A 26589-nucleotide genomic window follows, 5' to 3' on the forward strand; every position below is an offset into this window, starting at 1 on the left:
TCAAAGCCGCCCGAGCAATCGGGACGCGGCGGTGCGGAGGGTCTCGTCCTCGGTGAACGCCTGCCAACCACCGGAGTACGCGATGCGGCGCGGGTCGTCGGCGATGGACTGTGCCAAGGCGGCGACGGGTTCGGTCCGGATGTCCATGTCCGCCAAGTGCTTCAGCGCGACGATCCGCACAGGCAGGACGTCGCCGGTCGCGAGTGGTCGAGCGATGTCGGTCAGTACCGCGGCGGGTCCGGTCGGGTCGTCGGTGATGCGCCACAACGCGAACGCCGCCGCTACGCGAACCCAGTCGTTCTCGGAGCGGGTGAGTCGGCGAACCGTGTCCGCGGCGGCCGAGGCCAGGGGGCCGAGGTCCGCCAAGAGGGCACAATCCTCGTGACGGGTCAGCACGTCGACCACCGGTCCTGGTTCGCCGCCGGTGCGCCACAACGCCCACGCGGCGGCCGGTTCGTCGGCTCTGCGCCGGAGTGCGTCGACCGCCACCGGTGTGCCCACGGCCCCGATCGCCTTGGCGGCTTGGGTGAAGATCCGGTCGTCGTCCAGCACGGCGACGACGGCGGGCAGTGCCGCTGCCGCGGCCGGTCCCCATTCCTGGACCACGCGGCACAGGGAGTTCGCGAGTACGTGGTCGTCGTGGGCCGCCGCGAGCCGGGTGGCCAGCGCGTCGACGAGGTGCTCGGCGTGTTCGCGCAACGGGATGAGCACGGTGCGGATTCCGGGCAGCCACAGCGTGGGTACGCCCGGACCGTGGCTGCTTTCGGCCGGCGCGAACCCGAGCCGGTCGCCGGTCAGGCGTTCGGTCAGGCCGGTGACGCAGCGCGGATCGCCCTGGCGTGCCAGTGCCCAGACGGCCGCGTCGCCGACGGTGCTCACCACCCGCGAGTCGCGTCGCGCCGGATCTCCGGCCAGTGCCGCGAGCCGGTCCGTGTGTCCGCCGACGCCCAGACAGCCGAACGCGAACGCCGCGCCGTAGCGGACCTCGGGGAGGTCGTGCTCCAGGTGGTCGGCGAGGAACGCTGGGATCGCGTCGATCCCGGCGTGCCACGTCTCCAGGGTCAGCCACGCTTCCCGCACCGCGGCGACGGGACGGCTGCGGCCGAGCCCGACGACGTAGGCGGCCGCGGCGGCCGGGTCGTCGCGCACCAGGCTTCCCGTGGCCCGGACGACCACTTCGGGACCGCCGCCGAGCCACGCGGACTCCTGCCACAGTCCGGCGTCCGGGTGTCGCACGGCCTCGACGAGCACGTCGACGTGTCGTGCCGCCAGGGTCGGGTCGGCCGACGCGTGGGCGGCGGCCAGCCGCAGGTGCGGGTCGTCGGCCTCGATCAGCGCGTCCACTTCGGCCCGCAGCCGGTCGTCGTCGTGCCACGCGTGGACTTTCCCGAGCGCGTGCGCGAGGTCCCACCGCGTCACCCGGTCCGTCTCGACCAGCCAACGCCGACGCAACGCCGCCACCGAGTCGGGGTGCCGGATGCCGCGGGCGGCCACCATGGTCGCTGCCCCGCGCACTCTCGCGTCGGGGTCGTCGAGCAGGGCGAGCAGGCGGTGGCGGGTGGCGTCCAGCGCGGCCTGCCAACCGTCGTCCACGAAGCGGCTCTCGACGCGGTGGGCTTCCGCGGCCACCTGGTCGATCAACCCGACGATCCCGGCCCGGTGGTGGGCAGCGGTGGCCGCGAGGTCGGCCAGGAACGGCAACGCGGCGGACGCGGCCGAGCAGACCCAGCCGCCCTGGTGGTAGAGCAGGTTGAACAGGTCCTCCGCCGCTTCCGACGCCGTGTCGGCGTCTTCGTCGGCGCAACGACGCAGCAGGTCGGGGATGTCGGAGGCGTTGCCGTAGTTGTGCTCCAACGCCGCCCAGTCGATCGCGTCCATGGCGGGAACGGTAGGGGAAGGGCACGGGCGGTGTAACGCGCGCGCCCCTCGGCGAGAGATGCGGACAACCGGCCCGGGATCGGTCAGCCGACGGGAGACGACGATGCCGGACCGCGGCCGAGGACGTGCGCACGGTCATGTACCGGCCGGTGCTCGCGTCCCGTGAGCCGCTGCTGATCGGGCCATGTACGCCGTCGCGCTCGGCGAGTGCGGTCTCGCGATCGGGTCGGACGTCGTCACGTTGGCCACGCCACTGCCGGGCTTCGCGCACCGGACGGCTCCCGACCTGGTCCGGACGGCCCGAAGTGGACGTTCCCGGTCGCTATCATGTCTCGTCGTGTGTGGATCACGGGTGGTCGCGTCGGTGGCTCGCGGTGTTCCGCACCTTGTGGCACGGTCGGGTGTGGGGACATCGGCCGAGTCGAGGCGGAGCAGGGCTTCTCCGGTTGAGGTCTGGCTAGGATCGAAGGTCTGCCGGGAGCCGGGAGCCGGGAGCCGGGAGCCGGGAGCCGGGAGCCGGGAGCCGGGAGCCGTTCGAGGCGGTGACGTCCGTGGGCGGTGACCTGACCGACGACGGGTCCGACGCCGGGCGCTGGGGCACGTTCCGGGTCGAGCGGACCGTGTTGGCCGTCACGCGGACCCTCACCTCGGCGATCCGGTTGTTGGAGGCGCTGCCGGTGTTCGCCGGGGACCACCGGGTGCGGATCGTGTTCGCCGTCGACCGCCGGTCGCGCAACTCGACCGGCGTCGCCGAGTTGATCCGGGGTCTGCCCGCGAAGGTCCACTCCGTCGAGGACGTCACGCACGACGACTGGGACCTGGTCGTCACCGCCAGCGAGAAGCTCGACCTCGTCCTGGACCGGCCCGCGCCCATGCTCGTCCTCCCGCACGGCATCGGGTTCCACAAGCGGGTGCCCGACGCCGACAGCGACGACACCCGGGTCTCCGGGGTCGTCGCGCCCGAGGTCCTGCGCGGCGGGCAGGTGCGGATGCTGGTCACGCACCCCGATCACGAACGCCGGCTCGCCGAGCTGTGCCCGGAGACCGTCGGCCGCACCCTGCTCGGCGGGGACACGAGCCTGGACCTGCTCCTGGAGAGCGCGCCCCTGCGTGCCCGCTACCGCGAGGCGTTGGGCCTGCGCGCCGGCCAACGGCTGGTGCTGGTCACGTCCACCTGGCGCGGTCAGTCCCTGCTCGGCACGGACCCCGGTCTGCTCGCGGACCTGGTGCGCGAACTGCCCGCCGACGAGTACCGGGTCGCCCTGGTCGCCCATCCGAACGTGTGGGCGTGGGAGGGCGGCTGGGAGCTGCGGCGGGTCGCCGACACGGCGTTGCGCTCGGGCATGCTGCTGGTCGACCCGACACGCGGGTGGCACGCCGCGATGGTGGCGGCCGACGTGGTGATCGGCGACCACGGTTCGGTGAGCCTGTACGCGGCGGCCACGGGCGTGCCGCTGCTGCTGGGCGCGTTCGGCGACGAGGTCGTGGCCGGCACGGCGATGGCCGGGCTCGGCCGGACCGCGCCGAGGCTCGACCGGTCCCGCCCGCTGCTCCCCCAGCTCGAAGAGGTCCTGGCCGGGCACCGGACGCTCGTCGCCGCGTCGGACGTGTTCACCGAGCCGGGCCAGGCGCTGCGCCTGCTCCGGACGCACTGCTACGACGCGCTCGGCCTGCCCGAACCGGATTTCCCGCAACGCCCCGGTCTCGCACCCGATCCGCCGGCGGCGCTGCCGCCGCTGCACAGCCTGGACGTGGTCGGCACGGCCGCCGAGTCGCTCGTCACGCTGCGCCGCCACCCCGTGGCGGCGCGCACGAGCGGCGGCATCCGACATGTCAGCGTGGACGTCCGGGAGCGCGACGTGCGCCGGTTCGCGGACGCGGCGGTGGTGGTGCGCACCGATCCCGCCGGGCCGACCTGGCCCGCGGAGGCGCTGGACCGCCATCCCGGCGCCCGGATCGCCGGGATGGCCACGCCCGACGGGTGCGTGCTCGCGGTGCGCGGGTCCGGGCGGTTCACCGTGAAGTCCGACCTGCCCGACCCGGGCCTGCTCGCGTCGGCGGTCTACACGCGTCTGGTCCACACCGGTCTCGTCGAGGGGACGTTCGACCTGCGCGTGGGCGCCGACACCACCCGGATCACGGTCTACTGACCGAGCCGGGCCTTCAGGTCGTCGACGGGAAGTCCGGCGTCCTCCCGGATGACGATCAACCGGCGAAGGCGTTCGCGGGCCTCGTCGACCAGGCCAAGCCGCTCCAACACGTCCGCCAGGACCGGCAGCGCCTGCGCCTCGTAGTGCGTCAAGCCCGCCCCGTTCAGCACGCGGACCGCGGCTTCGAGATCGGCACGGGCCTCGTCGAGCCGACCGGCGTCCGCGCGCAGGGCACCCAACGTGACCGACACCCGCGCGGCCATGCGCTCGTCCGACGCGAGTTCGTCGTACGCCTCGACCAGCAGGGCTTCGTCGGGCCGGCCGGCCGCGTGCAGCGCGGCACCCAGGAAGTACTTGGCCAGGGCCGCGCCACGCCGCTCCCCCGCCTCCAGGTTGCGGGCCAACGCGGTGCGGTACGCCTCGACCGCCGCGGCCGGGTCGACCCGGTCGAGGTGGCGGCCGGTGAACTCCCACACCGAGGCGATGAGCACCGCGTGGCCGCTGCGCTCGGCGAGTTCCCGGGCGACCCGCAGCTCCTCGCCCGCCCGGTCCGGGTGGTCGAGTTCCGTGTAGGCACGGGACACCACGCTGCGCAGCCGGGCCTCGGCCGCCGGGTTGTCCACCCGCCGGGCCGCCGCCGCGCCGAGGTCGGCCGACTCGACCCAGTCCTCCAGGTGGCGTCGGTTGAAGTAGAGCGCGGTGAGGCCTTCGGCGAGCTGCCACGCCACGTCGTCGTACCCGTGCGTGGCCGCTTCCCGCAGCAACGCGAGCAGATTCGCCCGCTCGGCGGCCAGCCGGTCCAGGGCCTGCGCACGGTCGACGAACCGCGACTCGCCCGGCTTGCCCGGCGTGATCCGCAGTCGGTTCCCCATCACCACCCAGTCCGCTTGGCGCACGACGTCGAGGTAGTACTCCAGCACTCGCCGCAGCCACACGTCGGCCCCGTCCTCGTCCCGCGCGCGTTCGCGGGCGTGCAGGGCGACAAGGCGGTGGAACGCGTAGCGATCCTGATCGACCTCGTCCAGCAGGTTGGCCCGGACCAACCGCTCCAGCGAGTCCCCCGTCGGATCGGCGAGCCGGATCACGTCGAGCGGGAAGTCGCGCACCGGCAACAGGCCCAGCCGCCGGTACAGGGCCGCGGCGGCGGGGTCGAGGTCGCGGTAGGAGTTGTCGAACACGGTGGACAAGCGGTGCTCCCCTCCGTACGCCAGGGCATCCAGCCCCCGCGCGTCGTCCGCCAGCTCGTCGGCCAGTCCGGCGACGGTCAGGAACCGCCGGGACAGCAGCCGTCCCGCCGCCACCCGCAGCGCGACGGGCAGTCCGGCGCACCGCCGCGCCAACGCCCGCGCGGCGACCGGGTCGGCGTCGATCCGGCCGTCGGTGCACAGTGCGCGCAGCAGGAGCACCGAGTCGTCGGGCGTCAACGGGCCGAGTTCCAGGGTGGCCGCGCCGTCCAGGGTCAGTTCCACGAGCCGTTCGTTGCTGGTCGCCACCACGACCGACCCGGACGCGCGGGTGAGGAACGGCGACACGTGCGCGGCTTCGGACACGTCGTCGAGCACGACCAGGCGCCGACCGCCCGCCGTCTTGGTGCGGTAGAGGGCGACCAGGGCCGCGAGCGTCGTGGGCAGCTGCCGGTGGTCGACGCCGAGCGACCGCAGGCAGCCGGCGAGACCGTCGGCGACGGCCGTACCGCCGGGCGTGCGCAACGCGGCGAAGTCCACGTACAGCTTGCCGTCCGGAAACCGCCCGGCCTGGCGATCGGCCCATTCGTGGACCAGCGCGCTCTTGCCGACACCGGCCAGTCCGGTCACCACCGCGACACCGGCGGCGCCGTCGAGGGCGGCCAGCTCGCGCACGCGGTTGACGAACCCCGACGGTGGCGGGGGCAGTTCGTCCGGCGGTCCGACCGGCACCCGGCCGTAGTTGTTGACCACGATGCCGCCCTGGACCGGACCGGCCTGCACGACCGCGCCGACGGTGCCGTCGACGTCGTTGTCGACGTCGTTGTGGGTGGCGTCGTTCCGCCGTGCCCCGTCGTTCCCCGGCTGGTCCATCCACGCCCCGCACATCGGCCGTCTGTGATCGACGGCCAACGCTACGCCATGTCCGGTGCGGACAACGGGTGATCGCGCGGTCCGGCGAGCCGTTCGAGCAGCGGCACGGCCCGTGCCGGTTCGGGCAGTCCCAGGATCTCGGCCCGCACGCGTTCGGCGGCCCGCCGGTGGTCCGGATTCGTCAGCACCTCGTGCACGACCGCGCGGACGTCCTCGGGCGTGGCGGTCACCGGGTCCAGCTTTCCCGCCACGCCCAGCCTGACGCACTGGTCGGCGTTGTGCGGCTGGTCGGCGCCCAGCGGGACGAGCACCATCGGCAGGCCGTGCGCGAGCGTGCCGACCACGCTGCCCGACCCGCCGTGCGAGATCACGAGGTCGCAGCGCGGCAGGATCTCGTCCTGGGGCACGTACCGCTCGATGCGCACGCCGGGGCGGCGGACGCCGAACTCGGCCGGGTCGACGTGGTGGCCCACCGTGGCGATCACGTCGACCGGCAGGTCCTCCAGGCCGTCGAGCACGCGGGCGAACAGGTCGCCGGACTCGCTGTTGAACACCGTGCCCAACGTGAAGTACACGGTGGGCTTGTCGGACCGCGCCGTCGCCCCGACCGGCGGCCGGATCGGGAAGGCGTTGTCCGGCAACGGGAACGCCGGGTCGCGCAGGCTGGGCGGGAACGGCGACAGCAGCAGGTGCCGGTGTCGCATGACCAGGTCCGGATCGGCGGGCAGACCGTGGGCGGCCCGCAACTCGCCCAACGCCTCGCCGACGACCTCGGGACGGATGAACGACCCGGACGCGATCACCTGGACGTTGGCGTAGGGCAGCCCCAGCTTCTCGGCGGCGAGCACGCCGCCGAAGTCGACCTCCTCGCACACCACGACGTCCGGCCGCCACCGCCCGAAGAGTTCCAGGTATTCCGGCACGTTGCGGGCCGCCATCCGCCGGACGAAGCCTTCGCGCAGGTCGTGGTCCTCCCGTTCCCGGTCGGGCACGAGCAACGGCCGCCGCTCCGGCGGACCGGACTCGGGCCCGACCGGGAACGCCGCGAACCCGGCCGCCTCGATCTCCGCCCGCCGGGCCGGCGACGCCGCGAACGCGACCACGTGCCCGGCGGCGGCCACCGCTTCGGCCAGGGGTACCAGCGGACGGAAATGTCCTGATCCACCAACGAACGTGAACAGCATGCGCATCCGGCGGACCTTATCGACCCGACGCGGAATACGCCCCTCGATAACGGCTCAGATCCGCCGGCGCACGGGCTTCCCGTCCTCCGCGATGCCGCCACGTCGCCGGTCCGCCGCGGGCGTGATCCGGTCTGCCACCGGCTGCCGGTGCCGGCGGGCGTGACCGACCCGTGGGCGCGGGCCGTCGACGAGTCCGGCACGGCCGTCGGGGTCGGGTTCGGCGCGGACCGGAGGACGGTTCCGCCGCTGTGGAAGGGGAATCAGGTCGTGGGGTCGACCTCGGGGTCACGGGGGAGCCATGCCGAGGCGGTGGACGACCGGGGGCGCGTCCTGGTGCGGCGCGACCATGCGGACAGTTCGGTGCGCTCGTTCGTGTGGCAGGACGGCAGGTACACCGGACTGCCGCCGCTCAAGGCCGGGGACCCGGCCGGGGCGCAGGGCCTGACCGACACCGGCATCGTCTTCGGTCGGAGCGTGCGTCCCGGTGCTGCCGACGGACAGTGCCCCTACTGCCGCCGAGGGCCCTCACCCCCACCGTGCGCATCAGGGAACCGCCCACCCCCCGCCGACGACCTTGCGTGCCGAGAACACGGCGTCGCGCAACGCATGCCCATGCGGCCCGTCGACCGTCCGGGCCTCGGCCACCAGGACCTCCCACCCATCACCGTCCACAGTGGACGAGATCTGCCCCGCCGTGAGCCGCGACGAGTGGGCACTGTGCCGATCGTCCGGATCGTGACCGACGATCAGCAGAATGCCGCCGGGCGCCACGGACGCGGCCAACCGCGCGACCAGCTCCTCGGTCATCGGGTGGACGTAATGCGACGTGACCAGGTCGTATCCGTCGACGTCCGGCACCCACTCGGCAAGATCGGCGGTGATCCACTCGACCCCGTCGGCCACCACGGCGGGTGCCGCGATGTCGACCGCCGTCACCCGCCACCCCCGCGCCGCCAGCCACCGCGCGTCGGCACCGTGACCGCTCCCGGCGTCCAACGCACGGCCGGGCGGAAGTTCGGACGCCGCCGCGACCAGGTGCGCGTTGGGCCCGTGGGCATGACCACCCGGGTGGGCATAGCGCTCTGCCCAGAAGTGCTTGTCGAACTCGGACATCATGATCCTCTCAGCGGCGGTAGGCAGCCACGGCACGGTCGGTGTCCTCTTCCACCAGATCCGCGTTGAGCCGGGCAGCGGCATCGGCGGCAGCGGCGGCGGCGGCACCGACCTGGGCCATCGGGTTGGTGACGTTGCCGGCCGCCCAGACACCGGACACGGCCGTACGCCCGAACTCGTCGACCGGAATGTGGTCGCCGGCCCCGGACGGGTGCTCGACCGCCGTCAGGTCGAGGGACTTCAGGAAGTCGGCCCGCACCTTCATCCGAGGCGCGACCGCGACCGCGTCCCGAGCCACGACGGAACCGTCGACCAGTCGCACCCCCACCAACCGGTCGGCCGCGACCTCCAACGCCGCCACCTCACCGACGACCACCCGGATCCCCCGCGCGGCAAGCCGTTCCGCCTGCACGTCCGGCAACGGCGAGGTGACGTGCGCGAAGTACGTGACGTCCGCACTCCACTGCCGGAACAACGCAACCTGGTGCACTGCCATCGGGCCGGTGGCCACCACACCGATGGCCCGATCCCGCACCTCCCAGCCATGGCAGTAGGGACAGTGCACGACATCCCGCCCCCACCGCTCACGCAGACCGGACACGTCAGGCAACTCGTCGACCAACCCCGTAGCCACCAACACACGACGGGCACGGACAGTGGTCACGTCCCCCCGATCCACGACAAACCCGTCATCGACCCGCCGAACGTCCACCACCTCACCACGCTCGACCAGCCCGCCGTACCGCCGCACTTCTTCCCGCCCTACGGCCAACAACTCGGCCGGCGGCACCCCATCCCGCGCGAGCAACCCGTGGACACCGTCGGCAGGCGCATTACGCGGCGCCCCCGCATCGACCACGAGCACGGACCGCCGCGCCCGGGCCAACATCAACGCCCCACTCAACCCGGCGGCACCGCCACCGACCACCACCACGTCGTAGTCCACTTGAGAACCACCTCCGCGACCACCATGCGGACCGACCCGACGAATAGGCAAAGTCAGTTGCCGATCCGGCAAAGAACGCACCGAACGCCGGTTACCAGGAACGCACCCTTCCGCCACCCCCGCAACCCGCCCGCACAAAACCCTGTGCCGGGCACGGGCAGCACGGCACCCAAGCGGGTTCGAGCTACCCGGCCACAACCCCGCCGGAAGAAACCACCGCGATCGAACCATCCGCCCACACCACCAACCCACCCCGACCACGCGAGGCAAGCCACTCGACTGCGTCACCCCCCAACGCCCAGGCCGCGGTCGCATCGACATCCGCCCAGGTCAAGGAATCCGCCACGACGGTCACCGAAGCGATCCCCCGCGCCGGCAACCCCGTCCGCGCATCCACCAGATGCGCGCCCCGATGCGCCGTACCCGAGGTCGCCACCCCACCCCGCACCACCGGCACGACCGCGACGACCCGACCGGGACCGAACGGATCCTCCACCCCCACACGCCAAGGCACACTCTCCGCGCGACACACCAGATCCCCACCCGCCGACAAACAGAAGTCGGTATCCGGAAGCAACTCGAGCCACCGCGCGGCCCGCTCCGCGGCCCACCCCTTCACCACCCCGTCGGTGTCCAGCACCGACTCCCCGTCCACACGACGACGAACCGAAAACGCCCCGTAAGACTCCCGCTCGGCACGAGCACCCAGTTCCAACACCTCGGCAACCTCAGGCGGACAGTCCGCCACACCGATCTCCCCCCGCCCCAACCGGGACAGGAACGAATCAGTGCGGAACCGACTGAACACCCGATCCACCGCACGCAGTTCGGCCACGACCGCATCCCAGGCAGCACGCGCCACACCATCAGCCACATGACGTCCACGCAACGCAAGGCTGACCGGCATCCCCATGACCTGCGCGACATACCGACCGGTCACCGTCCGGCCTCGTCAAGCGCCCCTTGAAGGGACTCCACGTACCCCTCACTCGTAACGGTGGCCCCGGTGACCATGTCGATGTCCGCACTCTGGGCATCGAGCGTGGCATCCACCAGAATCGGCAACGCACGAGCATTGATCTGCTCGTCCTTGGAGTTCTCATCCGGGTACTGGAGGACATCCACCGCGGTGATACGACCGTCCTCGAGCGTCACACGCACCTGGACAGGCCCCCATCGGGTCTGCACGACAGGCCCGGTAACCCCGCCACCCGCCGGAGCCGACACCACCACGTCCTTCGCGCCCGACGTGGAAGTGGGATATCCGAACAGCAGAACCAGCGCCGTGACCGTACCCAGAACGAACAAGACAATGCGCCGCGACGATCTCACCACCCGAAGTTCTCGACGTGCACACGATCGGCAGGCGCACCGGCGTTCTCCGCGCACCGCCGCACGGTCGCCGTCCACCCCGACGGCCCGCACACGTACACGTCACGGTCGACAAGATCGGGCACAAGCACGCGCAAGGCGGCGACATCATCGACATCAGGCGTGCCGGCCCCCAACCACGACCCGGAAGCACGCCGACGCCCCGGCAACCGGACCAGCCGCAGCCCACGCGTCCGCACCAACTCGTCGAACTCGGCGTCGAACAACGGCTGCCCGGTGAAGCGGTGCAGGACGACCACCTCACCCGGCGCGTACGCCAACCCTTCGGCCAACGCACGCAACGGCGCGATCCCCACACCCGCACCGATCAACACGACCTTGGACCGGGTCCGCGCCCGACCGGTAAGTCGGCCATACGGCCCTTCGAACACCACACGCGTACCAGCCCGCAACTCGGCCACCCGCGCGGAGTTGTCGCCCGACTCCTTGACCGTGATACGCAACCCACGACCGTCCGGCGCCGCGGACAGCGAATACGGGTTGCCCCGTGTCCACCCCGCTCGATCGAGGAAACGCCACCCGAAGAACTGCCCGGCGTCGACAGCCAGCCGGTCGAGCGCACGTCCGGTCAGGTGTACGGAGTGGACACCGTCACCCTCACGCACCACATGGCTCACCCGCAGCCGATGCCGCATGTTGCGCCGGACAGGAACGCCCACCCGCCACACCAGCACCGCACCCACCGTCGCCCCCCAGGCCGCCCACCACGCGACCGTGACCGCGGTCGACGACCGGAAGTCCGTGCCGGTCCAGAGCTGGTGCGGGAGCGCGAGCCCGACCCCGAGGTACGCGTAGAGGTGCAGCAGGTGCCACGACTCGTAGCGGATCGCGCGCCGGGCCGCCTTGACGCTGGTCACCACGGCCAGCACCAGGCACACCGTCCCGGCCAGGGCCAACAGCATGCCCGGGTACTCCGTGACCAGCTCCCAGAACGTGGCCGGGGTCCGCGTGAGGTCACCGGCCGCGTAGCCCCACGTGATGAGCACGAGGTGGGCGAGCATGAGGTCGAACGACGTGAAGCCCACGACCCGGTGCACCGCCGCGAGCCGGTCCTGACCGAAGGCCCGTTCCAGCACCGGCAAGCGGGCCATGAGCACGACCTGGGCGAGCAACAGCACCGACGAGACCAGCCCCGTCAGCCGCCCGACCGAGGCGAGCGCCGACTCCCAGGTTCCCAGCTGCTGGACGCCACCACGCGCGGCCCACCAGAACACGACAAGTGTCAACACCCCATAGAGCGCACCCGCGGCCGTCAGGCGCACGGCAGCGTCGGGATTCCGAGCGGCGGTCATGCGTCCGACGATCGAGGCAGTGTCTGGGTAGGACACTGGAGAACACTGTGCGTCCGCTGTGAGACGCCCCGGGCATCACGACCCGAACTGCGCCCCGTAATCGTTCCCGGGCTCACGGTAGACCGAGTGGATGTGCATGAGACCTTCGGCGTCCTGGCTCTGCTGGTAGGCGAACTCGACGGTGAACGTCGGCCCCTGCACGCGGTAGTACACCGGCTGACCGGGCTTGGTGTCGCCGTACCAGGCGAACGTCGTCCGGTCGAGGTTCTCCAGGACGGCGGTGAACTTGGCGGCGGCGGTCTCGGCGGGCATCGGCCGGAGCCACTCCTCGACCAGGGCGAGCAGCAGTTCCCGCTGACCGTCGGTGAGGGCGGCGCCTTCGATGCCCGCCGGCGCCAGCGTCTTCCCGTCCTGGCCGGGGCCGAGCACGACCTCGCCGACCGGGGCGGGCAGGACCGCCGCCGCGCGCTGGTCGTCGTCGAACGTGCCGACCAGGTCGAACGCCTTGGACACCTCGCCGCACAGCGGTTCGGCGGTGATGCCGTCGGTCGTGTAGGAGACGGGCTGGGCACCCCAGAACGTGGGCGCGATCGTGAGGTCGTTGCCGGACAGGGTGACGTTGACCGCGAGGTTGTGGCCGCCGTACTGGACGGTCCACTTCCCGGTGGCGGCCGGCGTACCCAGGATACTGATCCAGTAGTGGTCGGCGCCGAGGTCGAGGTCGCCGACACCGCCGGCGGCGAGCACCCCGTCGGCCGTGGTGATCGCGTTGACCTGCGCGTACCCGTCGGGGCTCAGGACCGCGGCGAGGATCTTGAGCACGGCTTCGCGCTGGGCCGGGGTGAGGGCGTCCATCCGCAGGCCGGCGCGGTCGAACAGCGGGTCGGGCTGGTCCGACCACCGGGCGAGGGCCTCGTCGGTGCGTTCGGCGAGCACCGCGGTCCGCTGACCGTCGTCCAGGGTGGCCAGGAACGACTCCGTCGCCGCGAGTGCGGCTTCACCGGCCGGGGCGGGCACGTCGGTGGTCGCCGACGCGACCGGGCAGAAGGACACGGAGGCCGTGGCGCCCCCGGTGGGCAGGGGGGTCGGTGCCACGTCCTCCCCACCGCCCCCGGAACAGGCCGACACCGCCAGCACCAACAGGGCCCCCGCCATCATCCGACGCCGCACCGTTCCCCCTTCCGAGCCGACCACCGAACCGCAGCGACGCTAGCCGGCACCCGCGCCGCCCGCAGTCCGAACCGGAACGGTCGCCCCGAACGTGTGGATCACCCGGCCCCTTCGTGGCGTTCCCGAAGCTTCGCTCCGTCGGCCGGTCGCCGCCGCGGTCGGACGATCGGTCCGCCGGGAAGTGGGACACGTGTCCGGGGCTCCGACCGGCCGGACGGGGCGTCCCGGTCCGGCACTTCGGGGGCGCCGCCGCGGCCGTGACCGATCAGTGGTGTAGACCACTAGGGTCTGCTCACCCCACGACGGAGGTGTGCATGTCCAGGCTCGGAATCGGCATGGCGGTCCTCGGCGCGATGGCCGTCCTGGCGACGGTGGTCACGCCCGCTTCGGCGGCGGGCGGGCCGACCGGGGAGATCGTCTACTCGACGCGCGGCGACGGCCGGGCGCTGGCGCTCACGTTCGACGACGGCCCGTCCCCGACGTGGACGCCGCCGCTGCTGGACCTGCTGCGGGAGCGCAAGGTCCGGGCGGTGTTCTGCGTGCTCGGCGGCGAGGCCCAGCGCCACCCGGACCTGGTCCGGCGCATCGCGGCGGAAGGTCACGCCCTGTGCAACCACTCCATGTGGCACGAGGACCTGGCCGCGAAGACCCCGGACGAGGTGGCGGCCGACCTGGTCGCGACCTCGGACGCGATCAGGAAAGCGGCGGGCGACCCGAACCTGCCGATCCCCTACTACCGCGCGCCGTTCGGGAGCTGGGGCACCACGGCGACCGTCGCGGCCTCGTTGGGCATGAGCGCGGCGGCCTGGTCGGTCGACCCGCGCGACTGGGACGGCTCCCCCGCCGACGTCCTGGTCGACCGGCTCACCGCGCAACTCCACCCGACGGCCGTGATCCTGAGCCACGACGGCGGCGATCGCGGCCCGACCCTGACCGCGTACCGCACGCTGATCCCCCGCTGGCAGGCCGACGGCTGGCGCTTCGACCTGCCCCGCCTGACCGGCGGCCCCTACCCGTCGCTGTGCACCGCGCCGACCTGGGAACGCGACCGGTCCTACCCGGGCGGCAGCCGGGTGTCCCACGAGGGCCACGTCTACCAGGCGAACTGGTGGGCCAGGGTCGAACGCCCGACCACCGCGCCCTGGGTGTGGTCCGACCTCGGGGCCTGCTGACACACGGACGGCACGCGTGCCGACGGGTCACCCGTCGGCACGCGTCGCCGGGACGGAATGCCGTCGAAGCGCCACCATCCGGCCGGCGGCCGTGACCACGGCGGCGACGGTCGCGGCGGCCGGCAGGATCGCAGTGGTGGGGAACAGCAGGACGAACTGCGGCCACGACACCGTCCTGCCCCGGTAGAGGAAAGAGATGATCTGGGGCGCGGTGCCGAGCAGAACGGCCGGTAGCAGGAAAAAGACCAGGCGCAGACGGCCCTTGCCCCGATCCGCCCAGCGGCGGGCCCGCCGCACACCGAGCACACCCAGGGCCAGGGCCGTCGCCGCCAAGCCGAGGATCACGGCATCGACAACAAGATCGGCGTCGGTCGGCGGGGCCGTGGAGCGCCCTTCGAGCAGCGCGATGAGCATCTCTCCGATGCGCTGCGCGTCGCTGTACTGGGTCCCGGTGTTCGCCAGGACCGCGACGCCGTAGCCGGACTCGGGCAGGAGTGCCTGGTAGGCCGTCGAGGTGACCAGGTCGCCGCCGTGGTCCACCAGCCGCGCACCCGACCCGGTGGTCCCGACGTACCAGCCGAAGCCGTACGAGCCCGCCGACGGGGTGTGCGCGGCCTCGACGTCGGCCGGATCCGCGACCTGACGTCCGGCCGGGGTCCGACCGGCGTTGTTCCCGGCGATCAGCCACGCCGCCAGGTCGCGGGCCGACCCGACCACGCCGCCCGAGCCGCCGCCGAAGTCCTGCGGCTCGGCCGCCGCCACGGGCCGGCCGAGGATCTTGACGTGGCCCTGGGCGAACTGCGGCACGTCACGCGCGGTGTTGGCGGCCACGCTGTCGGCCATGCCCAACGGGCCGAACACGGTCCGGGACAGGTAGTCGGCCAGGGACTGCCCGGTCACGGTCTCCACCACGGCGGCGGCGAGCTGGTAGTTCCCGTTGAAGTAGGCCCATTTCGCACCCGGCTCCGATGCGAGCGTCGCCGAGCCCATGCCGGCCGCCAGTTCCCGGGGTGTCCGCACGTCCGGGTGCGGCGTGGTGGCGTCGGTCAGGCCCGAGGTCTGCGCGAGCAGGTGGCGGACGGTGATGCCGTCCGCGCGGGGATCGGCGGGGTGGAACTCCGGTAGGTGGCGGCGCACCGGGTCGTCGAGGCCCAGCCGTCCTTCCCGGGCCAGGTTCTGGACGGCGAACGCGGTGACGGACTTGCTCAACGACGCGAAGGGCATGGGCGTGCGGTCGGTGACCGGCTCACCGGTCGCGGTGTGCCCGTAGCCGGCCACCCGGACGATTTCCGTGCCCCGCGTCACGGCCACGGCGACGCCGGGCACGGCGACGACGTCGCGGTAGCGGGCCACCGCAGCGTCGATCGCGACATCATCCACAGTGGACGGTGTGGTGAATCCGGTTACCAGTGGCAGGATCGCGACCACGGCGGTGAACATGAGTCCAGCGTGGACGACGGGACACCTCGATACATCGGACCGCGGTCCGATGTCCACCACCGGCCGGACAACCGCCGAACAGGGGCGAATGACCGTGTCATTGGACATTGTCGGGTGACAAGCCAGTACGCACCGTCGACGGGGTACCCCGTCGACGAGAGGCACCGCGACGACCACGACCGTCCCGATCCCCCAGCGGACCCCGTTACCGCTGGTCGGCCACGCCCTGAGCCCGCGGCCGGGCTCCGGCAGATGATGGCCGAGGCCCGCGAACTCGGGCCGATCTACCGGATGCGGATCTTCAACTCGGAGTTCGCCCTGGTCACGGGCGCCGACCTGGTCGCGGAACTGGCCGACGGGACGCGGTTCCGCAAGAACGTCCACGCCGAATTGGTCATGCTGCGCGACCTCGCCGGGGACGGCCTGTTCACGGCGTTCAACGACGAGCCGACCTGGCGTAAGGCGCACGACGTCCTGCTGCCCTCGTTCTCCCTCGGCGCCATGCGCGGCTACCACCCGACGATGCTCCGCGTGGCCCGCGACCTGCTGCGCAAGTGGGACGACGCGACCGGGCCGGTCGACGTGGCGGCCGACCTGACCCGGCTGACGTTCGACACGATCGGCCTGTGCGGGTTCGACTTCGGCTCGTTCCGCGATCCCGAGCCGCACCCCTTCGTCAAAGCCCTCGCCGGCGCCTTGGCGTACGCACGACACAAGAGCGAGTCGTTGCCCGGCATGGAGTTCCTCCGCCGCGATCGCGCCCGCCGCTACCGCGAGGGTGACGAAGTGCGGGCACGGGTGCACGTGTGCGGCGACGGAAGGCGGCTGGCACCGGGTGTAAAGGCCGCGTTCGCCGCCTTGTACGAGGCGAAGACCGGCGGCGACGGCGGGTCGCGGGTCGCGGGGATGATCGCGTCCGGCCGCTACGCCGAGGACGTCCGGCAGGGCGGGCGGGCCGGCTCGTGCCCGGTGCGCGCGGCGGCCTCGGCGACCAGCCCGGCCGTCACCTCCGCGATGTCGACGTAGTGCACGGCCGGCGTGTCGCGCAACTGGGGCGAGCGGAGCGCGAACATGACCAGTTCCTTGAGCAGCCGGTGGCCGGCGGGCCGCTCCCGGACCGTGCGCCAGAGCGCGGCGGCGAAGGCGGCCACGGTCTCCGCGAAGCCGGCGTCCTCCAGTGGCGCGGACCGCACCTTCTCGACCAGCTCCGGAACGTGAGCCATGCCGGACACCTTGGTGACCCGCCCCGGCGCGGCACGTCGCCGTGAACCCGCCCTCCGAATTTCGCCTACCGTGATCGTATGACCCCTTTCGGTTACGAAGACCGCTGCGCGGAGATCGTGCGGCAGACCGATCTGCTGACAGCCGCCGTCTCCGGAGCCGACGCGGGGACGCCCGTGCCGACGTGCCCCGGCTGGACGCTCGGCCGCCTGCTCGGGCACGTCGGGAGCGCGCACCGCTGGGCCGAGGAGGTCGTGCGCACCCGGGCCGACCGGCGCGTGCCCGGTGCGGACGCCGACGAGGGGGACGCGGCGTGGCTCGTCGACGGTGCGGCCCGGCTGGCGCGGACGTTGCGCACGTCCGGTCCGGACGTGCCGGTGTGGACGCCGGGTCCGCCGCCGCACCGGACGTCGTTCTGGGCGCGGCGGATGATGCACGAGACCGCGTTGCACCGGTACGACGCCACCGTCGCGGTCGGCGGCGACTACGCGTTGGCGCACGTGGTCGCGGCCGACGCCGTGGACGAGTGGATCGGCTTCAGCCGGTCGGCGCACTCGCGGTCCCGGTCACCGGCGCTCGCCGCGCTCCGGGACGGCGTGATCCGGTTGGAGGACACCGAGGAGCCCGTCGAGTGGCTGGTGCAGACCGGTCGGCGGCCCGACGCCTCGGTGACCGTGCGGGGCACGACGACCGACCTGGCGCTGGCCCTCTACGGCCGACCGGCCGACCTGGACTTCGTCGGCGACGCCGCGCTGTTCCACGAGTGGCAGGACGCCTCGGCGTTCTGGATCAGGCTCTGACGGACAATCCCCTCATGTCCGACAAGCTCTCGATCGAGGAACTGGACGGCGAGCGGTGGCCGGAACCGGCGCGCGACGCGCCCCGGGAGATCGCCGTGCTGCACGCGTTGCGGCGCAAACCGGTCCGCAAGCTCACCGCCGGCGACCTGCGGCTGCTGCTCCTGCGCGACGTCGGCGTCGAGCACGTGCTGCCGCGTGCCGTCGATCTGCTGCGCGTCGACCCGCTCGTCAACGGCGGGCACTACGACGGCGACCTGCTGTTCGCCGTCGTGACCCGGGACCACGCGGTGTGGACGCGACTGCCCGAGATCGCCGCCGTGCTGCGGACCGTGGTCACCGAAGCCGGACTGCCCGCGCGCCTGCACGACGACGTGGACGCGTTCCTCGACGCGACCCGCTGAACGCACAGACGTTCAAGACCACCGGGCGGCACGACCGGTAGGAACACGGCCGACGAAAGGGGTTCCACCGTGCGTGTGGGGTTTGCCGGACTTGGGGTGATGGGCCTGCCGATGGCGCGCAACCTGGCGCGCGGCGACGTGCCGGTGGTGGTGTGGAACCGGACCCCGGCGCGATGCGCCGAGGTCGACGCCGAGCGGGCCGACGACCCGGCCGACCTGTTCGCGCGGTCGGACGTCGTCCTGCTCATGCTCGCCGACGAGAGCGCCACCGACGCGGTCCTCGACCGGCACGGTCCCGGTTTCGGGCAGCGGGTGCGCGGGCGGACCGTCGTCCAGATGGGCACGGTGTCGGCGGGCTACTCGCGGGCGTTGGACGCGGACGTGACCGCGCACGGCGGCGCCTACGTCGAAGCGCCGGTGTCGGGTTCGCGCGGACCGGCCGAGGCGGGGACGCTCGTCGCGATGATCGCCGGGCGGGACGAGGACGTGCGGCGCGTGACGCCGTTGCTCGGGCCGATGTGCGCGGAGGTCGTCGAGTGCGGGCCGGTGCCCGGCGGCGCGCTGATGAAGTTCGCGGTGAACGTCTTCCTGATCACCACGATGGTCGGCCTGGCGGAGGCGTTCGGGTTCGCCGAGTCCACCGGCCTGGACCCGGCCGTGCTGCGGCGGATCCTCGACGCCGGGCCGATCGCGTCGACCGTGTCGCGGACCAAGGCCGCCAAGATCGTCGACGGCGACCACTCGGTGCAGGCCGCGGCGGCCGACGTCTTCAAGAACACCCGGCTGATCGTCGAGGCCGCGCGGGAAGCCGGTGCCGCGTCACCACTGCTCGACGTGTGCGACGCGCTGATGGCCGACACCGTCGCCCACGGTCGCGGCGGTGACGACGTCGTCGCCGTGCTCGACGCGATCCGCCGACACCGCACGCACCCAGGCGGCGGGCGGGAGACCGAAGGCGCGGCCGAACATCCGGGTGAGGTGGCTCTGGTCGGCGAACCCGGCGGACAGCGCGGCGTCGGCGGGTGAGGACCCGTCGAGCAGCGCGGCGCGGGCCACGTCGAGCTGCCGGGCGGTGCGGAACCGGGTCGGGCTCGTGCCGAACGCGAGCCTGAACTGGCGGGCGAGCGACCAGCGGTCCAGGCCGGAGACGCGTTCCAACTCCGCGGCCCGGTGGCGGGTGGTCGGGTCGTCGACGAGCAGCTCGCGCACCGCCGTCACGGCGGCCAGGTCGACGCGTCCGCGTGCCGGCCCGCCGTGCGCCACGAGCAGGTCGGCCGCCAGTGCGGTGATCTCGGCGGCCTCGAGGTCGTCCAACGGGCGGTCCAGGTCGTGCAGGTGGTGCGCCAGCGCGGCACCGAGCGGCGGGGCGTCGAGCACGGGATCGGCGACGAAGGGCAGCGGTCGGCCGCCCAACGCGGCCTGCACCAGCGCCGGGTCCAGGTAGAAGATCCGGTAGCCGAAGCCCTCGCCGGTGCCGGGCGCGCCGTCGTGCACCTCGTCGGGGTGCAGCACGTGCCACTGGCCGGGCAGGCAGAACCGCTGTTCGCCCCGGTAGCGGAACGTCTGCACGCCCGCGAGCGTGAGCCCGATCGCGTAGGTGTCGTGGCGGTGCGGCGAGAACGCCTCGTCGACCAGGGCCGCCGCCAGCCGTTCGATACCCCGCGCACCGCCGCCGAAGGTGAGTCGGCAGGCCATGCCGCGATCGTAACGCCGGTCCGCGCGTGGACCGGCGTACGACCGTTCTGCCCGGACGGCCGGCACGGTGGCCGTACGTGGTCCGAACGGCGCATGTCGCAGCGCCGTTCGGCGTTCCCATCGTCGGACCACCCATGCCGGACCGCAAAGGGAACGACCCGGTTCCGCCCGTGGTGGAGGAGCCGGACCGTGCGCGCGCTGGGCCGTCCGGCTGACGGCGGCGTCGCGGCCCACCGTGCCGGGCCACCCGCTCGGACGCCGCGACGCCGGACCACACGGCCTTCGTTGGGCCACGCGGGTGGTTCACGGATTCGCCCGGTCGTTCACTGGTCGGCGGGCCGGGTCGCCAGCCACAGGGCGTGTTCGCGGCCGATCGTCTCCTCGACCTCCGCGACGGCGGCGGGCCACGTCTCCTCGCCGGCCTCGACCAGCGAGGCGTGGATGAGCGCGAGGTCGCGGGCGGCCAGCGAGTAGGTCGTGGCCAGCGAGGAATGCCGCTTGAGCCCGATCCACGCCGCGCCGCCGGCCACCAGCGCGGCCAGCACGCCGGACCAGTCGGCGTCCCACACCCCGAACGCGCGGCACCCGGCGAGCACGATCGCGACCATCTCGCCGGCGATGAGCACGGCACGCCACTGGTTGACGCGGTCCTCGTTCTTGCGGGCGTTGCGCGAGTACCAGTCCTTCTGGTCGAGCACGCGGCATTGGAGGTAGGCGGATTTGCGCTCGGCGAAAGGCGCGGCGCGCAGGGTGAGCATCCGCTCGGTGACGTAAGGGTTCTCCGCCGTCAGGTGCAGACCTTCGTAGCGGGTGACGATGCCACGGGCGCGTTCGCGCAGCAGCGCGCGGGCGTCGGCGCCGTCGAACGGGAAGCCGGCCACCGCGAACCGCCAGGACAGGCTCTTCAACGACTCGGCGACGGCACGCGCGGAGTACCACTGGCGCTCGGGGCGCTTGAACGCCAACAGGAGTTCGGTCACCAACGCGAGGCAGAACCCGGCGACCGCGACCGCCGCCCACACCTCGAAGCCGTCGACCTTCCACGTGAGCGCACCGCCCAGGGCCGCGAGCAACGCGCCGCCCAGCCTGATCCGGCTCCACCAGAGGGTCTGGTACTGGGCGCGGGCCGCCTCGCGTTCCGCGTCGTGGAAGAAGCCGGGTAAAGCGTCCTCGGTCATCAGCGTCACCTTGTCCACAGTGGACTTCTCAGTCCTCCGAACAGGGGGCGTCCTCCGTCTTGCCGAGCCGATCGAGCAACCCGGCGAGCCGGGTCAGGTCGGCGGGCGCGAGATCGGCGAACAGGTCGTGCTCCACCGTATCGATCGCGTGGTGGAGGTCGGCGACGACGGCACGCCCACGTTCGGTGATCTCGACGATGTGGCGGCGGCGGTCCTCGGGCGCGCGGCGCCGGGTGGCCAGGTCGCGGTTCTCCAGGTCGTTGAGGACGGCGACCAGCACGCTCGGGTCGACGTCGAGTTCGCGGGCCAGGTCGAGCTGGTTGAGCGGGCCTTCGGCCAGGCGCATGACGGCGAGGCACTGGCGGGGTTTGAGGCCGGTGACGGCCATGGCCGTGTGCAGCCGGGCACTGACCGAGAGCCCGAGGCGCGCGAGCGTGAAGCCCAACCTGTCCGCCATGTGGACACCGTAGCAGATGGTCTATGGTCGTAATTGATTGATTGTCTTCAACGATTTTTCTCCGTCGATGATTTGGGGGACTCTATGGCTCAGCTGCTGCGGGTGGACGCGAGCATCCGGCGTTCGGCATCGGTGTCGCGGGCGGTGGCCGACACCTTCCAGCGGGCGTGGTCGGCGCGGCACCCGTCGGGCGTGGTGACCGTGAACGACCTGGAAACCGACCCGCTGCCGTACCTGACCGTGGACGACGTGGCCGTGAACTGGACCCCGCCGGAGGGGCGGACGCCGGCGCAGCACGCGTCGGCGGCGACGGCGGCGGGGTTGGTCGACGAGCTGACGGCGGCGGACGTGCTGCTGCTGGCCGTGCCGCTGTACAACTGGGGGACCCCGGCGTTGTTCAAGAGCTGGGTCGACCACGTGCTCAACGAGTCGCGGGTGGCGGGTCGGCGCGGGGCGTTCGCCGGGTTGCCGACCGTGGTGGTGAGTGCCCGCGGCGGGGCGTACGGGGTGGGGGCGCCGCGTGAGGGGTGGGACCACGCCGTGCCGTACCTGCGGCACGTGCTGGGCGAGCAGTTGGGGTTCGACCTGCACGAGGTGTTGGTCGAGTTCACGTTGTCCGACGTGGACCCGGGGTTGGCGCCGTTCCAGGAGGACGCGCGGCGGTCGTTGGCCGAGGCGCACGTGGCGGCCGAGCGGCTGGCGAAGGAACTCGGCTGACGGCACCCGGCGGCGCCGGAGCGCGCGACTCGCGGTGCCTGAGTGCATGACTCGCGGTGCCGGAACGCACAACTCGCGGTGCCTGAGTGCATGACTCGCGGGTTCCGGCTGGGGGACGGGGGGTGGAGGGGCGGGTGGAGAGGTACCCGCCCCTCCTGGTCAGCGTTGGGACAGGTAGGTGGTGGCGGTGGCGCGCAGGCGGGTGTGGATGTCGGCGTAGGGGGTGGTGGTGAGGAGGTTCTTCGGGAACTTGGCGAGCATCGTGTAGTTCGTGTCGACGACGTTGCCCGCCGGCGCGAGGCCCGCCTGGCTCACCAACTGGTAGGCGTCGAGGATGTCCAGCGACAGCAGGTCGGCGGTCCAGCCGACCAGGTCGTGCTGGCTGACGCGGAACGCGTCCTCCAGCGGACGGGCGGTGCCGGTGGACATGATGTGGTCGGCGGACTCCAGGCGCGGCCACGGGGTGGTCGCGCCCTTGATCAGGTCGACGACCACGACCGTCGCCATCGCCGCCTCGACGGCCGTGCCGCAGACCTCGCCCTCGCCCTGGCGGCAGTGGCCGTCGCCGATCGAGATCAGCGCGCCGGGTACGTTCACGCCGAAGTACGCGGTCGTCCCCGCCCGCATCTCGGGGGTGTCCATGTTGCCGCCGTGCGCGCCCGGCGTGATGCTCATGATCACTTCGTTCGCCGCCGGCGCCACGCCCACCGTGCCGTGCATGGGGTCCAGGGGCAGTTCCACCGAGAATTCGCTGGAACGGGCCTGGAAACGGCACACCCAACGGTCCACGTCGACCTCGTAGCGCCACACCCGTTCCGGCAGTGCGTCGTGCAGCATCGCGGTGGTGTGCGTGGCCGTCAACGCGCCGAAGTGCGGGAACGTCGTCGAGATCGCCCAGTCCCGCACCGGCCGGATGTCGACGAAGTGCACGGCGACCGTGTCGCCCGGTTCGGCGCCCTCGACCGCGATCGGACCGGTGACCGGGTTCAGGTACGGGAACGTGCACACCCGGCTGGGCAGGTCGTCGACGCCGCGCACCGCGCCGCCGAAGCAGTCCTCGGTGGCCAACTCCACCACCGTGCCGGGCTTCACGGTCAGGACCGGTTCCCGGCCGCCGAACACGTAGCCGAGCCGCTCCGGGTCGGCGGTCAACCCCACGACCTCGATGCTCACTTCTCCTCCGTAGCGCCGACGCCCGACAGGACGGGCTTGCGGCCCGTCGCGAGCAGGCCGATCAGGACCAGGACGCCGATGCCCAGCCAGACGAACCCGGTGGTCTGCGCGGCGACCTTGGCGTTGACCACCACGTAGGCCAGGATCGCGAACCCGATCGCCGGCGCGATCAGGTGCGCCCACCAGTTCCGGCTGCGCGAGCGGACCACGTAGTGCACGACGACGGACACGTGCAGCACCAGGAACGCGGCCATGGCACCGAAGTTCACCAACGAGCTGAGCAGCGTGATGCCGTCCTCGCGGGACTGCATGTACAGGCCCAGCGCCAGCGACACGGCCGCGACCAGCAGCGTCGCGTTCACCGGCACGCGCCGGGTCGGGTGCACCCTGGCCAGGAACGCGGGCAACTGCCGGTCGCGGGCCATGGCGAACAGCAACCGCGCGGTCGCGGCCTGCGCCACCAACGAGTTCGCGAAGCCCCACGAGACCGCCGTCGCCACGGCCGTCAGCGTGGCCAGCCAGCCGCCGCCCGCGACGCGGGCCGCGTCGTAGAACGCGGTGCCCGCCGCGTCGCCGTTCTCGATCAGCCCGGCCGGGTCGGGCACGAGCAGTGCGGCGACCCAGGTCTGCACGATGAACAGCACGCCGGTCAGCAGCAGCGCGGCCACCATCGACCGGCCGATCGCACGGGCCGAGTCGCGGTTCTCCTCGGCGAGCGTGGAGATGCCGTCGAAGCCGAGGAAGCTCAGCACCGCGATCGACACCGCGCCGAACACCAGCGACCACGAGAACGTGCCGCCGTCGAAGATCGGCGCGAAGCTGAACCCGCGTCCCCTGCCCTGGAGCAACGCGACCACGCCGATCACCAGGAAGATCGCCAGGACGACGAGCTGGAGCACCAGGATCACGCGGGTCACCAGCGCGGTCAGCTCGATGCCGACGTAGTTGACCGCCGTGTTGAGCACGACGAACGCGATCACCCACAGCCAGATCGGCACCGCCGGGAGCAGCGAGTTCATCGCCACGCCCGCGATCAGGTAGAGCAGGCTGGGCACCAGGACGTAGTCCAGGAGGATCAACCAGCCGGCCAGGAAGCCGACCGGGGCGCCGATGCCGCGTCCGGCATAGGTGTAGACGGAGCCGGCGATGGGGAACGCCTTCGCCATCTGCGCGTACGAACCGGCGGTGAACAGCATGGCGAGCATGCCGATCGCGTAGGCCAGCGCGATCATGCCGCCGGACCCCTGGAACACGCTGCCGAAGATGCCGAACGGCGCGATCGGCACCATGAAGATCAGGCCGTAGACCAACAGGTCGCGGAATCCCAACGACCGGCGCAGTTCCTGGGCGTACCCGTACTGCTCGACTCCCATGACGTCCTCCTGCCACGAGCTGGTGCGGGCAGCCTAGACAGACTCCTTCCATTTGGAAAGATTCCGTTCGCAAGGAGTTCTACAACGGGGCGATCACGGTCAGGTCCAGGCCGTCCGCTCGGGCCAGGAATCCTCCCGCGCGCGGCGGTCCCAGCGCCGCCCACGCGTGGCGGTCGATGCCCGCCAGCAGCGCGGCGGCACCCGACTGGGCGTCGGCCGCCGTGAGCCGGCCCGCCGCCGCCAGGGCGACCGCGAGGTGCACGCCGTCGTAGACGCCTTCCGCGTACGCGTCCAGCACCGGTGCCTCGCCGCCGAACAGCGCGTGGTGCCGGTGCGCCAGCGCGAGTCGCCGCTCGTCGCCCTGCCCGGCGAACGACCGCATCGCCGCGTACAGCTCGCCCGTGTCGTCGCCGCCCGCCGCGAGCAGGCCGTTCTCCTCCAGCGACCCGGACAGCCGCACCACCCGCCCGGCCAGCGGGGAGGCGGCGAACACCCGGTTGAACCGGGCCAGGTCGCGACCGACCAGGCTGACCAGCACGGCGTCGGCCCGCGCCCGGACCAGCCCGGCGACGATCGCCTCGGCGTCGATGCCCGGCCCGGGGAACGGCACCAGACGCCGGGCCACGACCTGGGCGCCGAGCGCCCGGACGATCGCGGTCGCGTCCCGGTGCACGGCCCGCGGCCAGATGTAGTCGCTGCCGACCAGCGCCCACCTCGTCCGCCGCCGGCGTTCGACCAGCCACCGCAGGGCGGACGCGAGTTGGCGTTCCGGGGAGTCGCCGAGCAGCACCACGCCGCTTTTGCGTCGTCCGCCTTCATGGGGTGGCGTGAACACGTAAGGCACACGTCCGGCGAGCGCGTTCTCCAACGCCCGGTGCACGTCGCTGGTGTGGAAGCCCACGAAGGCGTCGACGAGTCCGACCAGGCCCGACGCGTCGACCGCCACCTCGGCGGGCGCACGTCCGGCGTCGACGAGCACCAGGTGCGCCTCCCGCCCGGCGACGCCACCGGCGGAGTTGACCTCGGTGGCCGCCAGCGCGGCGGCGAGCAGCCCGGACGGCCCGGTCAACCCGAGCGCGCCCGACAGCGGCAGCAGCAGCCCGAGTCGCAGGGCCGCCGGGTCGGGTCCGGCCAGCACGACCTCGATCCGGTCGCGCACGACCACGCGAACGACCGCCGCCGAGTCCATGGCCGGAAGTATGCTCGCGGACGCGTCCACCGGCGAAAGGCTCGTCATGGCTGATCAGCGGGGCCTGGTCCGTGCCGACCTGGTCGACCTCCTCACCCGTGCGCAGCGCGCGTTGGCCCGCGATCTGGGCACCGTGCTGGAGGAGGAGGGCGTGACCGTGGACCAGTGGCGCGTGCTGCGGGAGCTGTCGACGGGTGGCCGCACGATGGGCGACCTGGCCATGGCCGTGGAGATCCCCCACCCGACGCTGACCCGGCTCGTGGACGCCCTGGTCGACTCCGCGTTCCTCTACCGCTCGCAGTCGCCGACCGACCGCCGCAAGGTGGCCGTGCACGTGTCGGACCCCGGCCGCGCCAAGCTGGACCGCCTGGAGGCGTTGGCCGCCGCCCACGAGCAGGCCCTGTCGACCCGCCTGGGCACCGACACCGTCACCCACCTCGCGACCCTGCTCCGCACCCTCCCCTGACCCGCACGCGCGAGTTATGCGTTCAGACACCGCGAGTCGTGCGTTCAGACACCGCGAATTGTGCGTTCAGGCAGGTCCGGACACGAAAACGGCACCGCAGGGCGGTGTGCCCGGGTGCCGATAGG

At 72.5% G+C, this 26589-nt stretch carries 24 protein-coding genes and 1 pseudogene; 8 read left to right on the forward strand and 17 right to left on the reverse strand.

Translation table 11 applies throughout. The annotated features are described in order from the left end of the window. Positions 1-1878 (reverse strand): HEAT repeat domain-containing protein, encoded by a 1878-nt coding sequence (locus F4559_RS21235; RefSeq protein WP_184671269.1) that lies wholly within the window; start codon positions 1876-1878, stop codon positions 1-3. 551 nt (positions 1879-2429) lie between these two features. Between F4559_RS21235 and F4559_RS21240 the strand changes: the two genes are divergently transcribed. Beyond that, positions 2430-4028: a hypothetical protein gene (locus F4559_RS21240; protein WP_184671271.1), complete on the forward strand. Its 1599-nt coding sequence runs from the start codon at positions 2430-2432 to the stop codon at positions 4026-4028. Here the strand turns inward: F4559_RS21240 and F4559_RS21245 are convergent. From F4559_RS21245 to F4559_RS21280, 8 genes are all read right to left on the reverse strand, one after another. Further along, positions 4022-6085: an ATP-binding protein gene (locus F4559_RS21245; protein WP_184671273.1), complete on the reverse strand. Its 2064-nt coding sequence runs from the start codon at positions 6083-6085 to the stop codon at positions 4022-4024. The genes F4559_RS21240 and F4559_RS21245 overlap by 7 nt on opposite strands. 41 nt (positions 6086-6126) lie before the next feature. Beyond that, the gene (locus F4559_RS21250) at positions 6127-7275 is read right to left on the reverse strand and encodes a glycosyltransferase (RefSeq protein WP_184671275.1); all 1149 of its coding nucleotides are present in this window, start codon (positions 7273-7275) and stop codon (positions 6127-6129) included. Between the two features lie 537 nt (positions 7276-7812). Continuing rightward, the gene (locus F4559_RS21255; RefSeq protein WP_221447328.1) at positions 7813-8382 is read right to left on the reverse strand and encodes a class I SAM-dependent methyltransferase; all 570 of its coding nucleotides are present in this window, start codon (positions 8380-8382) and stop codon (positions 7813-7815) included. 10 nt (positions 8383-8392) lie between these two features. Further along, positions 8393-9328, reverse strand: a complete 936-nt coding sequence (locus F4559_RS21260; protein ID WP_312865747.1) for an NAD(P)/FAD-dependent oxidoreductase — start codon at positions 9326-9328, stop codon at positions 8393-8395. 184 nt (positions 9329-9512) lie between these two features. Continuing rightward, on the reverse strand, positions 9513-10268 hold the full coding sequence (locus F4559_RS21265; protein WP_312865748.1) for an FAD:protein FMN transferase: 756 nt from the start codon (positions 10266-10268) through the stop codon (positions 9513-9515). Continuing rightward, complete coding sequence (locus F4559_RS21270) at positions 10265-10660, reverse strand: FMN-binding protein (RefSeq protein WP_312865749.1); 396 nt, start codon at positions 10658-10660, stop codon at positions 10265-10267. Before F4559_RS21270 ends, F4559_RS21265 begins: the two co-directional genes overlap by 4 nt. Next, the gene (locus F4559_RS21275) at positions 10657-12012 is read right to left on the reverse strand and encodes a ferredoxin reductase family protein (protein ID WP_184671282.1); all 1356 of its coding nucleotides are present in this window, start codon (positions 12010-12012) and stop codon (positions 10657-10659) included. Before F4559_RS21275 ends, F4559_RS21270 begins: the two co-directional genes overlap by 4 nt. A 75-nt stretch (positions 12013-12087) precedes the next feature. Beyond that, complete coding sequence (locus F4559_RS21280) at positions 12088-13107, reverse strand: DUF3500 domain-containing protein (RefSeq protein WP_312865750.1); 1020 nt, start codon at positions 13105-13107, stop codon at positions 12088-12090. 389 nt (positions 13108-13496) lie between these two features. On the opposite strand from F4559_RS21280, the gene F4559_RS21285 reads away from it, so the two are divergent. After that, positions 13497-14354, forward strand: a complete 858-nt coding sequence (locus F4559_RS21285) for a polysaccharide deacetylase family protein (RefSeq protein ID WP_184671287.1) — start codon at positions 13497-13499, stop codon at positions 14352-14354. A 27-nt stretch (positions 14355-14381) separates the two neighbouring features. On the opposite strand, the gene F4559_RS21290 is transcribed toward F4559_RS21285, so the two are convergent. Next, entirely contained in the window at positions 14382-15794 is a 1413-nt protein-coding gene (locus tag F4559_RS21290; RefSeq protein WP_184671289.1) for a serine hydrolase domain-containing protein, read from the reverse strand. Between the two features lie 252 nt (positions 15795-16046). On the opposite strand from F4559_RS21290, the gene F4559_RS21295 reads away from it, so the two are divergent. After that, positions 16047-16820: a cytochrome P450 gene (locus tag F4559_RS21295; RefSeq protein WP_184671291.1), complete on the forward strand. Its 774-nt coding sequence runs from the start codon at positions 16047-16049 to the stop codon at positions 16818-16820. On the opposite strand, the gene F4559_RS21300 is transcribed toward F4559_RS21295, so the two are convergent. Beyond that, a complete protein-coding gene (locus tag F4559_RS21300; protein WP_184671293.1) occupies positions 16718-17017 on the reverse strand; it encodes a hypothetical protein in 300 nt (99 codons plus the stop codon). The two genes, F4559_RS21295 and F4559_RS21300, sit on opposite strands and share 103 nt — an antisense overlap. Before the next feature lie 78 nt (positions 17018-17095). Between F4559_RS21300 and F4559_RS21305 the strand changes: the two genes are divergently transcribed. The 3 genes from F4559_RS21305 (at position 17096) to F4559_RS21315 (ending at position 19242) form a co-directional block, all read left to right on the forward strand. Beyond that, positions 17096-17815 carry a maleylpyruvate isomerase family mycothiol-dependent enzyme gene (locus F4559_RS21305; RefSeq protein ID WP_184671295.1) on the forward strand — a complete coding sequence of 240 codons (720 nt, stop codon included), beginning with the start codon at positions 17096-17098 and terminating at the stop codon, positions 17813-17815. Between the two features lie 14 nt (positions 17816-17829). Continuing rightward, positions 17830-18216, forward strand: a complete 387-nt coding sequence (locus tag F4559_RS21310) for a contact-dependent growth inhibition system immunity protein (protein WP_184671297.1) — start codon at positions 17830-17832, stop codon at positions 18214-18216. Between the two features lie 69 nt (positions 18217-18285). After that, a complete protein-coding gene (locus F4559_RS21315) occupies positions 18286-19242 on the forward strand; it encodes an NAD(P)-dependent oxidoreductase (RefSeq protein WP_184671299.1) in 957 nt (318 codons plus the stop codon). On the opposite strand, the pseudogene F4559_RS21320 reads toward F4559_RS21315, so the two are convergent. From F4559_RS21320 to F4559_RS21330, 3 genes and pseudogenes are all read right to left on the reverse strand, one after another. Then, a pseudogene (locus tag F4559_RS21320) lies at positions 19201-19911 on the reverse strand (AraC family transcriptional regulator); the annotation flags it as partial. The gene F4559_RS21315 and the pseudogene F4559_RS21320 overlap by 42 nt on opposite strands. A gap of 323 nt (positions 19912-20234) precedes the next feature. Then, positions 20235-21089, reverse strand: coding sequence for a DUF4231 domain-containing protein (locus tag F4559_RS21325; RefSeq protein WP_184671301.1), 855 nt, complete (start codon positions 21087-21089; stop codon positions 20235-20237). 28 nt (positions 21090-21117) lie between these two features. Next, complete coding sequence (locus F4559_RS21330) at positions 21118-21546, reverse strand: MarR family winged helix-turn-helix transcriptional regulator (RefSeq protein WP_184671303.1); 429 nt, start codon at positions 21544-21546, stop codon at positions 21118-21120. A gap of 84 nt (positions 21547-21630) precedes the next feature. On the opposite strand from F4559_RS21330, the gene F4559_RS21335 reads away from it, so the two are divergent. Beyond that, on the forward strand, positions 21631-22263 hold the full coding sequence (locus tag F4559_RS21335; RefSeq protein ID WP_184671305.1) for an FMN-dependent NADH-azoreductase: 633 nt from the start codon (positions 21631-21633) through the stop codon (positions 22261-22263). A gap of 159 nt (positions 22264-22422) precedes the next feature. Here F4559_RS21335 and F4559_RS21340 read toward each other — a convergent pair whose 3' ends face one another. From F4559_RS21340 to F4559_RS21350, 3 genes are all read right to left on the reverse strand, one after another. Beyond that, positions 22423-23436 carry an acetamidase/formamidase family protein gene (locus F4559_RS21340; RefSeq protein WP_184671307.1) on the reverse strand — a complete coding sequence of 338 codons (1014 nt, stop codon included), beginning with the start codon at positions 23434-23436 and terminating at the stop codon, positions 22423-22425. Beyond that, the gene (locus tag F4559_RS21345; protein ID WP_184671309.1) at positions 23433-24809 is read right to left on the reverse strand and encodes an APC family permease; all 1377 of its coding nucleotides are present in this window, start codon (positions 24807-24809) and stop codon (positions 23433-23435) included. Before F4559_RS21345 ends, F4559_RS21340 begins: the two co-directional genes overlap by 4 nt. A 79-nt stretch (positions 24810-24888) precedes the next feature. Continuing rightward, positions 24889-25998 (reverse strand): ABC transporter substrate-binding protein, encoded by a 1110-nt coding sequence (locus F4559_RS21350; RefSeq protein WP_184671310.1) that lies wholly within the window; start codon positions 25996-25998, stop codon positions 24889-24891. 46 nt (positions 25999-26044) lie between these two features. Here F4559_RS21350 and F4559_RS21355 point away from each other — a divergent pair, with 46 nt between their 5' ends. Continuing rightward, positions 26045-26464, forward strand: a complete 420-nt coding sequence (locus tag F4559_RS21355; protein WP_184671312.1) for a MarR family winged helix-turn-helix transcriptional regulator — start codon at positions 26045-26047, stop codon at positions 26462-26464. Positions 26465-26589: the final 125 nt, after the last annotated feature.

It is taken from the genome of Saccharothrix violaceirubra (genome assembly GCF_014203755.1).
Lineage (GTDB): Bacteria > Actinomycetota > Actinomycetes > Mycobacteriales > Pseudonocardiaceae > Actinosynnema > Actinosynnema violaceirubrum.

Bases quoted from the DNA above. Each gene is read 5' to 3' on its own strand.
- F4559_RS21350 (WP_184671310.1), bottom strand. From the start codon at position 25,998: ATGGACTCGGCGGCGGTCGTTCGCGTGGTCGTGCGCGACCGGATCGAG.
- F4559_RS21290 (WP_184671289.1), bottom strand. From the start codon at position 15,794: ATGTTCACCGCCGTGGTCGCGATCCTGCCACTGGTAACCGGATTCACC.
- F4559_RS21305 (WP_184671295.1), top strand. From the start codon at position 17,096: ATGACCCCTTTCGGTTACGAAGACCGCTGCGCGGAGATCGTGCGGCAG.
- F4559_RS21250 (WP_184671275.1), bottom strand. From the start codon at position 7,275: ATGCGCATGCTGTTCACGTTCGTTGGTGGATCAGGACATTTCCGTCCG.
- F4559_RS21345 (WP_184671309.1), bottom strand. From the start codon at position 24,809: ATGGGAGTCGAGCAGTACGGGTACGCCCAGGAACTGCGCCGGTCGTTG.
- F4559_RS21275 (WP_184671282.1), bottom strand. From the start codon at position 12,012: ATGACCGCCGCTCGGAATCCCGACGCTGCCGTGCGCCTGACGGCCGCG.
- F4559_RS21310 (WP_184671297.1), top strand. From the start codon at position 17,830: ATGTCCGACAAGCTCTCGATCGAGGAACTGGACGGCGAGCGGTGGCCG.
- F4559_RS21325 (WP_184671301.1), bottom strand. From the start codon at position 21,089: ATGACCGAGGACGCTTTACCCGGCTTCTTCCACGACGCGGAACGCGAG.
- F4559_RS21245 (WP_184671273.1), bottom strand. From the start codon at position 6,085: ATGGACCAGCCGGGGAACGACGGGGCACGGCGGAACGACGCCACCCAC.
- F4559_RS21300 (WP_184671293.1), bottom strand. From the start codon at position 17,017: ATGGCTCACGTTCCGGAGCTGGTCGAGAAGGTGCGGTCCGCGCCACTG.
- F4559_RS21285 (WP_184671287.1), top strand. From the start codon at position 13,497: ATGTCCAGGCTCGGAATCGGCATGGCGGTCCTCGGCGCGATGGCCGTC.
- F4559_RS21235 (WP_184671269.1), bottom strand. From the start codon at position 1,878: ATGGACGCGATCGACTGGGCGGCGTTGGAGCACAACTACGGCAACGCC.
- F4559_RS21295 (WP_184671291.1), top strand. From the start codon at position 16,047: ATGATGGCCGAGGCCCGCGAACTCGGGCCGATCTACCGGATGCGGATC.
- F4559_RS21355 (WP_184671312.1), top strand. From the start codon at position 26,045: ATGGCTGATCAGCGGGGCCTGGTCCGTGCCGACCTGGTCGACCTCCTC.
- F4559_RS21330 (WP_184671303.1), bottom strand. From the start codon at position 21,546: ATGGCGGACAGGTTGGGCTTCACGCTCGCGCGCCTCGGGCTCTCGGTC.
- F4559_RS21335 (WP_184671305.1), top strand. From the start codon at position 21,631: ATGGCTCAGCTGCTGCGGGTGGACGCGAGCATCCGGCGTTCGGCATCG.
- F4559_RS21255 (WP_221447328.1), bottom strand. From the start codon at position 8,382: ATGTCCGAGTTCGACAAGCACTTCTGGGCAGAGCGCTATGCCCACCCG.